The organism is Bythopirellula goksoeyrii, from assembly GCF_008065115.1.
GTDB lineage: Bacteria > Planctomycetota > Planctomycetia > Pirellulales > Lacipirellulaceae > Bythopirellula > Bythopirellula goksoeyrii.
Map to the genome: position 1 here is coordinate 2,960,616 of NZ_CP042913.1, position 8,079 is coordinate 2,968,694.

At 49.7% G+C, this 8,079-nt stretch carries 7 protein-coding genes; 6 read left to right on the plus strand and 1 reads right to left on the minus strand.

The window, feature by feature from the left end:
* Nucleotides 1-12: 12 nt before the first annotated feature.
* The 6 genes from Pr1d_RS11695 to Pr1d_RS11720 all read left to right on the plus strand — a co-directional run bounded on the left by Pr1d_RS11695 (nt 13) and on the right by Pr1d_RS11720 (nt 6,259).
* The gene (locus Pr1d_RS11695; RefSeq protein WP_148073699.1) at nt 13-627 is read left to right on the plus strand and encodes a PEP-CTERM sorting domain-containing protein; all 615 of its coding nucleotides are present in this window, start codon (nt 13-15) and stop codon (nt 625-627) included.
* 96 nt (nt 628-723) lie between these two features.
* Nucleotides 724-1,899: a hypothetical protein gene (locus Pr1d_RS11700; protein WP_148073700.1), complete on the plus strand. Its 1,176-nt coding sequence runs from the start codon at nt 724-726 to the stop codon at nt 1,897-1,899.
* Nucleotides 1,900-1,962: 63 nt separating this feature from the next.
* Entirely contained in the window at nt 1,963-2,958 is a 996-nt protein-coding gene (locus tag Pr1d_RS11705; protein WP_148073701.1) for a Gfo/Idh/MocA family protein, read from the plus strand.
* Nucleotides 2,959-3,004: 46 nt separating this feature from the next.
* Nucleotides 3,005-4,003, plus strand: a complete 999-nt coding sequence (locus tag Pr1d_RS11710; protein ID WP_148073702.1) for an L-rhamnose/proton symporter RhaT — start codon at nt 3,005-3,007, stop codon at nt 4,001-4,003.
* Nucleotides 4,004-4,381: 378 nt separating this feature from the next.
* Nucleotides 4,382-5,644 carry a hypothetical protein gene (locus tag Pr1d_RS11715; protein ID WP_148073703.1) on the plus strand — a complete coding sequence of 421 codons (1,263 nt, stop codon included), beginning with the start codon at nt 4,382-4,384 and terminating at the stop codon, nt 5,642-5,644.
* A gap of 285 nt (nt 5,645-5,929) precedes the next feature.
* The gene (locus Pr1d_RS11720) at nt 5,930-6,259 is read left to right on the plus strand and encodes a hypothetical protein (RefSeq protein ID WP_148073704.1); all 330 of its coding nucleotides are present in this window, start codon (nt 5,930-5,932) and stop codon (nt 6,257-6,259) included.
* A gap of 1,350 nt (nt 6,260-7,609) precedes the next feature.
* On the opposite strand, the gene Pr1d_RS11725 is transcribed toward Pr1d_RS11720, so the two are convergent.
* Nucleotides 7,610-7,810 carry a hypothetical protein gene (locus Pr1d_RS11725; RefSeq protein ID WP_148073705.1) on the minus strand — a complete coding sequence of 67 codons (201 nt, stop codon included), beginning with the start codon at nt 7,808-7,810 and terminating at the stop codon, nt 7,610-7,612.
* Nucleotides 7,811-8,079 lie beyond the last annotated feature (269 nt).

An 8,079-nucleotide genomic window follows, 5' to 3' on the forward strand; every position in this document is an offset into this window, starting at 1 on the left:
GGAGCGCTTCTAATGATGAAATCAATCTTGTTTTCTGCTGGTGTGGCTACTGCCATTTGCTTTTTGTCAGCTGACACTGCTAAGGCAAATCGAGTTGCCAATGGGGATTTTGAAGATGGACTCAATGGTTGGACGTTTACAGGCGATGGAGTAACCGATACCGCATCACTTTCTTCCGATACGCCAAGTGGAGCGGGCATGTCCGCCGATCTCAACATAAATGGCCCCAACGGACTTCCTTGGCTTCAACAGGATATTGATGTCTCTGGACTTACCGGATTGGATCTCACTTTCAGCGCATCTGTTAAAGAGCTACGTCCTGCGTCCCCAGACGATGCATGGATTGCAGGGCAGGTTTGGATGTTGCCGAATTCTGGTTCGGGTCTGATTCTGAGTTCTGTAGCTTTGTTTTATTCTAGTCCCGATTGGTTTGAGCAGACGACCAATATAACAGTTCCTGCTGGAGCCAATGTCGCGAGGGTCCTATTCACTCCGCAGAACCCTTCTTTCTTGGCAGGAAATGGTCAATATCTAATCGATGATGTTAGTCTGGTCGTTCCTGAGCCAAGCACTTGTATTTTAGCAATGCTCTCAATTGGTGGACTCCTTATCCGGCGGAAATGCTGAGAGTTGCAGCAAGACTTATTTGCTGCCCCTCGACCGCAGAAATGAATTGCAATTGTGGAGTATTGTCTCTGCAGGTTTATCATTAGAGGTAGGACTATGCTGAAGTACCCATCTTTATCTGTTCGCTCAATGGTGATGCTGGCTATGAGCGTCTGCGTCCTCTACGGCACAAGCGGGCTCCCGTTTGCCCGCGCCGTTGTTTTATTGGATGAAACTTTCGATTCCAGTCCAGTTGACGGCATTCCAAATTCGATCTCGCTTGAACCCCTTGATTTTCCTTCAGATTTCATCTTGGGTACAGGGAACCCCGGTTCAGATTTGAAAGTGGCCGGGCCTAGCGGCAGCTACACGGATCCCTTTGGCGGGACAGGCAATAAAAGCCTGGTGTTGCATAGCTTTGATGGAGGCTGTTTTGCAGGGGATCCAGGTTGCTCGACCGATCTCAACGAATTTCCAGTTGTTACCTGGCTGGATGAATTCGGGGATGATCCGACGGTCTATCGAGACGGAATCATCGAATTTGACATGATTCTTTCTACACCAGAACCGACTGAAACATGGACCTTGCTGGATTTTCGACTTGGTTGGGGAGGTGTGAATCGGATCAATCCCCAGACGATTCCGCCGGACGTCGTAATCTGGAATCAATATCAAGTTCAAAACGATGGCGAAAACATAGAAACCCTCATTTTCAATCCTGCATTGAATCAGGGACAAGGTATTAGTTTTCCCAATGAAAATCCTTTAGAACCAGACGTTCCCTTCAGGGTGAAATATACGCTTGATGGCGCGACAGAAACTTTCCAATGGGAATTGACCAATCTTAATACGAGCGTCACAACTCCATTAACTTTTGATGATAGTAGTTCAAATATCTCTGGCGGTAGTGCAACAGAGGCCATTTGGCCATGGGGATTCGGAGACTTTGGAGCGGCAATAAACTATTTGGGATACAACTCCCTCGATTTCCAGCAGGACTTCGGGAATCAAACCAGTGAAGTTTATATCGATAATGTCTATGTGAATTCTTCGGTGACATCTGAGAACGGCGACTTCGATAATGATGGTGACGTGGATGGTGCCGATTTCTTGAAATGGCAGCGTGGAATGTCTCCCAATCCTGGCAGCGCAGGTGATTTAGAACTTTGGCAAACCACGTATGGATCAGGTCCGCTTGTGGCACCTATAGCCAGCATTCCCGAACCTGCATCGATCGGCCTCTTAGTGATGGGCAGTCTGTATTGGATCATTCGGCGTCAATTTCCTTCATAACTAGCCAACGGCGGTGTCACTTTGAAGTGGGCAGGACACCGCTCTACTTCCATTGGTTCTCTTATGCAAAACGTATCACTTGCTATCGTGGGGGCGGGAGAGTTTGGCAGACGATATGTTCAGTCGCTCCAAGAGTTGTCAGGCATTGATATTCGCTGGATCTGTGATCATAGCGCAGAAAAGGCGCAATCCGTTGCAGACGGCTTGTCTGATACGCGAATCACGACTGATCTAACAGAGGTTTGCGCAGACAAAGCCCTAGATGCAGTAATTGTGGTTACCCCAGAAAATGCTCATCGTGTCGTAGCTGAACAGGCACTTCAAGCTGGTAAGCACGTTATTGTCGAAAAACCTTTGGCGACGACTGCGGAAGACGCACAAGCGTTGGTCGATGCGGCCAAATCTTCTGGCAAGCTGTTGATGACCGCGTTTCTTTTGAGATTCGACTATCGTTACGCCCGCTTACAACAGCAACTTACAGAGATCGGAACGGTTCGCAATGTTTATGCTTACCGCAATTTCGATCGCAGCTTGTTCGCACTCTATAGTCGAACTCACAGCTTTCTTGAGAATGCGATCCATGACATTGACCTCGTTCTCTGGTATGTCCAGAGTCGAGTCAAAAAGGCGCATGGATTTTGCCGCAATACGCTAGGCCGGGAAAACCCTGATGTCAATTGGGGGGTCTTGGAGTTCGAAAACGACGCCATTGCGGTCGTACAAACCTCCTGGCTCTACCCACCTCAAGCTCATGAACGTCTCCAATGGAATACGGGGGTCCAAGTCATGGGGGACCAAGGGGTTCTCGAAGTTCGCTTCGACAGTGATGGCTTTCGAGCAAGTACAGAAAACGCCGGGCAGCTTGTCCTCGACCAAACCGGATGGGCTACGATTCATGATGAGCCACGAGGTGCGTTCGGAGCCATGCTAAGACACTTCATCAAGTGCCTTCGAGGAGAATCGGAGTATTGTGGCACCACCCCTGAAGAAGCTATGGAATCTCTACGTGTAGCAACGATGCTAGCCGAAGACTCGTCGAGTAAAAGTGATTCGACTTGATCTAGGATTCTTGAATTCCATTTTGGCAGGAAAGCCGAAGTTATCTATGGACACATCCGGACTTCTCATCGTATTGGCTGCAGGAACCCTTGGATCGGCAACCCTGCTCCCGATGAAGTTCGTCAAGAACTGGCCATGGGAAAACACTTGGCTGATTTTTGCTTTATTCGCCTATCTTATATTTCCGCTCGCTGTTGCCTTGATCACAATCCCTGGTCTCACACAGCTTTATAGGGAGGCGGGATGGGGGACTATCTTACTAGTAAGCCTTTTTGGTCTCGGCTGGGGGCTCAGCTTAATCTTGCTGGGGCTGTCTGTGGCTGCGGTGGGTTTAGCCGTCACCAACGGGATTATTCTAGGGTGTTCGATTGCGATTGGATCTCTTGTACCTCTACTCATGATTGATGCTTCGAGTCTATTCACACCCGCAGGTGTGCGTATTCTATTGGCGGATGGATTGATCTTAGCAGGCGTCGCAGTTTGTGCCCGAGCGGGCTACCTTCGCGATCGAGGCGAGGCGCACGAAGTTCATCTAGGTAAGGCAGCTCTATGGGGTGTGTTTCTCTGCTTCATCGCCGGTTTACTCACTCCTTTGTTTAACCTTGCGTTTTCTTTCGGTAGTGAGCTCATTGAACTTGCCCGACAAAACGGTGCAAAAGAAGAGTTTGCCGTCAATGGCGTCTGGGGGTTGGCATGTAGCATCGGTTCGCTACCGAGTATCGTCTACTGTGCCACATTGCTGCGTAAAAACAGTACTTGGACGACTTACCGGTTTCCCGGCAGTGGCTGGAATGTAGCTCTCTGTGTACTAATGGGCGCACTTTTTATCATTGCCACTGTGGGCTATGGCATGGGCGCACTCCGGATGGGACCTTTAGGACCTGTAATTGGCTGGCCCGTTTATATCTCTTCGCTAATCATTGGTAATTGTTTCTGGGGGTGGCTCACGGGAGAGTGGCAGAATGCACCTACGAAATTGATTGGCTTGATGATTGTTGGAATCTTTCTTCAAGTGGCTGGTATTGTCGTTTTGTCTTTGGCTTGATCTCCAGCCTGTAAACTTGCTGTCTCGCGAAACAATTATACTTATTATCCCAAGAAAACCCCCGGCTTTGCCGGGGGACTGGCTGAATTTGATAGCTCCGTAATTATTATGTGGTCTCTATTTCGCCAAGTTCTTGTGTCTGTTTCAGAAGGAATCGTAGATGCGAGGAGACTTCTGCTTATCTCGAATCAACGGTAGTTGTCAAACCATTGAAGTTTAAAGAGTACATTCACCACCAGGAAGTGAATTACCATTAAATTTGACCAAAGCTGATTGTTCTAAAACCCGTATCCCGTTCACTAACTAAACTACCGCTTTGAGCGGTTCACAATGGAAGCCACCGGCTTTGCCGGTGGTAACTCACTGAGGAGGAAGTCCATGCCACTGGCAAGAAGAGAGTTTATCAAGAATGCAACTTTGTCGGGGGCGGCAAGTCTTTGCTTCGCATCAGTTGCGAGATCCGACAGCAAGTCTGGCGAACCGGAGTATCTTAGGAATGCTCGCTGGTTGGGAGATCGCTTTATCAAGTGGCAAGCTCCCTATGGGGGAACAGACCCAAAGAATTGCCCTTACCGAACCAAAGAAAATATCGTTCCGACAATTATCCAGGGCATTGGCCCCCAAGTGCGCGCTCTGTATGCCCTTTACGATGCAACCGGAATTGAGAAATACAAAGTAGCGGCAGATCGCCATGCGGTGTTCATGATGAACGCAGTCCACGATCCACCTGTACCGTATCACAACAAAATGACTCTCCAAGGGGAGGAGGTTTATGCCGCCTCGACCTCCTGGCAGTATGGCAAAGTCTTGTCACCTTGCTATGACCTGTTTGTAAAACACAATCCCGATGAGCATGTATTCGACCTGAAAGCATATTCGATTTTTCAGTGGCTCCAGGCTCATCGACGTGATGATAGTTATTTTGGAGTGGGCTACCCCAACGGCGAATTCGAGGACGCCCAGTTTTCTTGCGACTTAGGAGAAGTTGGGTCCGGCCTGGTTGGTTATTATGAGGTTTCGGACAACAAGGATGCGTTGAAGGATGCGTTTGGGCTCGCCAAGTATTTTCTCACAGAACATGAAGATGGTTCTGCCGCAGGCGTTTGGTCCTCAAAAATAGGAACCTGGCTGGTGGGGCCATGGCCCGGCGGAGGAGCAGAGCACTTTACCAGCCAGCAATATGATCAGACTGGCTGGGGCTGGTCATGTCTGGTTGTCGGAGAGTTTCTACTTGAATTGCGGGAACTGACAGACGATGATTCCACGAGAAAACAAATTGCCGAAAAATGCGTCAAAGCATTCCAGTGGTGCATAGACCACTGTCAATTCGATGACGGAGCCCACGGCATGTTTGGCAAAGACGATAAATGGGTGGGCCAAGCGGCTGCAGCAATTCTCTTGTACACAAGACTCCTCGAACAGGATCTGGTGCCCCCCGATGTTCAAGAAAAGTACGGTCCCAAGATCCAAAAATCTTGGTGCTGGATGCTCAACCACACCGGCAAAGACACTTATCCCACCGACGGCTACATCAAAGTCACTGGTTCCACAACAACCAAACCACCAGAAAACTTGCTATGGATGATGTCTTGGACAGTTGATGCACTGTTGGCTGGCGGGGAGAAGTTCACCTGCAATTAGTGACAGGATCTCCGTTCGAATTCATGCAGTTTTAAGCAGCCGCAGCGACCTCGTTTTCTAGTGACCGCATAACTTTTCGCGATCCTGGCCATCGTATTGCCAGTGATAAAACTGTTTTCCTCATACACTGTCTGCAGAGCGTAGCCAGCATGTCGATAAATGACCGCTCCGATTTGGCCGTATACCACTCACAATCGCGCGGCTGATACTGACGATGTCCTTCATCAGCAAAATACACTGTATTGCCAGTGGCGTGGTTCGCTCGACTGCCTTGCGTGACCAACCTTGCGGCTCTTCAAACCCGAAGTGCTACTTGCTGTCGTGGAAAACAACTTCGATGCTCCAGCGGCTGGCATACCAGGCAATCACTTGCTTGGCGGTCGCTTCGTGGCAGGTCGAATAATGCGCTTGCTGCCTGCGTCCGCAGGTAAGCGGCTTGATCAGTGGTCGCCCGGGCGACTTGTGAACATGCGCATCACAATCGGCAACGCGAGTCGTTTCAGTACTCCCATGAATGTCGTAAACGACACGACGACAACGCTATTCAAGCATCCAAGCCGACTGGTGAGAGCGAAATTGGACGGCAAGCAGTTCAAAACACTTAGGCCACCGTAGGCACTGTCGGCAACCACTTGAAAACGTGGTTTACTCGATGGGTGCACTACACGTTCAGCATCTCCACAGCCAACTCGAGACGCGTCCTATAGGTGCAACAATGCTTTCGGGCCTTCGTGTAACGCTTCCGTTTCATGGCTCGAGGCCCTCCTTTGAAAAAGCAAGATACAAAAATATCTCACCTTCCGCATGGACCAAGAAACGGGGGAAAGGTCATTTGGTCTCTTGGTCGGTAGATGTTGGAAAGTAACGCCCACAAGCACCCGTAACGCACCGCAATAGAACATTTAATCATGTAGCCGTTTGCAGTTTAGGTTCGCTATTCGAGTGGAGCTTCCTTTGATGCCTTCAGACGCTGTGGAAGAGGCTAAAACCTCCTCACCCAAATAAACTTCCCAGCCCTTCCTCTTCTACCGCTACGTGCAAGTAGATACTCGTGATACTCACATTCGTGTGCCCCGCCGCATCCCGAACCTCCGCCAGCGTCCGACCACCCGCCAACGCATGGCTAATAGCTAATAAACCTGTGCAGCCCGTAATGGATGGTAAGTGTCTTGAGCCGCTCGTTCCCTAGTACCTTGCAGGCTGTCCGAAATCGCTTGCAGAGATTGTGTTTAGAGAACACCAGCTTCTCGCGGTCAGGCTGCCATGAGCAGACGAAAGGACCACTTTTTTTCGCACCCCGTGCCAACCGGCCATCCCGCCAGGCTCCCTACTCTCCCCACGATCAAGACTTCTCGCAAGAATCTGTTGCATAGTAACAGCTGTAACGCCAGCAAATGCCTTGCACCGACTCAGAATGCAAAACACGAGATAGCGCCAGCGGGCCTCTTGGGGTAGGATCGCTATAGGGGAAGTGTCTGATTCTGGCATAATCGGAATCCAGGCTTCGTGGTATCCGTTTATGTTAGTATCGTTGCAGATCCTCCTAGTAGTTGCGAAACAATCCTAAACGACTGCTTCTAATCGCATTCTCATTCTAGGAGAGCTTTGCTGGTTTTTTGACACCAGTAGCGGGGCCATCTGTGTTGAAGCTAAAAATAGGGAAAAAACGCTGAAAACTGTAAGGGTTGGCTAGTCTATCAGGCGTAGAGGATGATTTGGCGATAGGTTCTAGTGAACGAAGCGGATCGAGATAGGTGTCTGTGTTGGTGGAGCAGATAGGGTGAGTAGCGATTTTATTCGCCAGACTCTAGGCAATTTGGTAAACTACACTCACGCGCGCGAGACGGACTAAAGAGTGGCAAAGCAATACTCGTCGAGAAGTATCTTGCAACCTCAGACTTGATCAATCTGAATTCAATCGCATAGGATCGCGTCTAACGAGCGATTGACCTTCGATAGGTGTTTTCACCCGTTCTCTTGATCGACGCGTGACAGAGCGTATTTCGCGTCCCTGGTTGTATGCTGTGGCATGACGACTGCTTGTCGTTCGTACCACCAGGGTGCCCGCTTGCGTCGAATTGCAGGTGACCAGCCAGCCTGTATTTTCTCGCACCGTTCTCGAATCTGCGCCGGGGTGGGATCGGGACGTCTCCTTCGTTTCTTCATGGTGGGTTTCAATTTCCGGTAATGGTTTTCGCCAACTGAGTTGCGCGCTGATACTCGGGTTCGGTGAAGAATCTCGGCGATGTGTTTATCTGCTTATTTCCGTTGCATATCCTCTCGATCCTTGCCAAACGATCGGCTTCCCGGGTGTCATCCGGTGACACTTTGGAGTGAGGCCGTGCCTGTCGCGGAGGACGGTTAGGACGGTTGTTTTGCATTGTGTCTCTCTGGTACTTATATGGGGATATTTAAGAAAAATAGATCGTTCACAA

Excerpts from the sequence above, each read along its gene's own strand:
- Pr1d_RS11695 (WP_148073699.1), top strand. The coding sequence starts at position 13 with ATGATGAAATCAATCTTGTTTTCTGCTGGTGTGGCTACTGCCATTTGC.
- Pr1d_RS11700 (WP_148073700.1), top strand. The coding sequence starts at position 724 with ATGCTGAAGTACCCATCTTTATCTGTTCGCTCAATGGTGATGCTGGCT.
- Pr1d_RS11705 (WP_148073701.1), top strand. The coding sequence starts at position 1,963 with ATGCAAAACGTATCACTTGCTATCGTGGGGGCGGGAGAGTTTGGCAGA.
- Pr1d_RS11710 (WP_148073702.1), top strand. The coding sequence starts at position 3,005 with ATGGACACATCCGGACTTCTCATCGTATTGGCTGCAGGAACCCTTGGA.
- Pr1d_RS11715 (WP_148073703.1), top strand. The coding sequence starts at position 4,382 with ATGCCACTGGCAAGAAGAGAGTTTATCAAGAATGCAACTTTGTCGGGG.
- Pr1d_RS11725 (WP_148073705.1), bottom strand. The coding sequence starts at position 7,810 with ATGAAGAAACGAAGGAGACGTCCCGATCCCACCCCGGCGCAGATTCGA.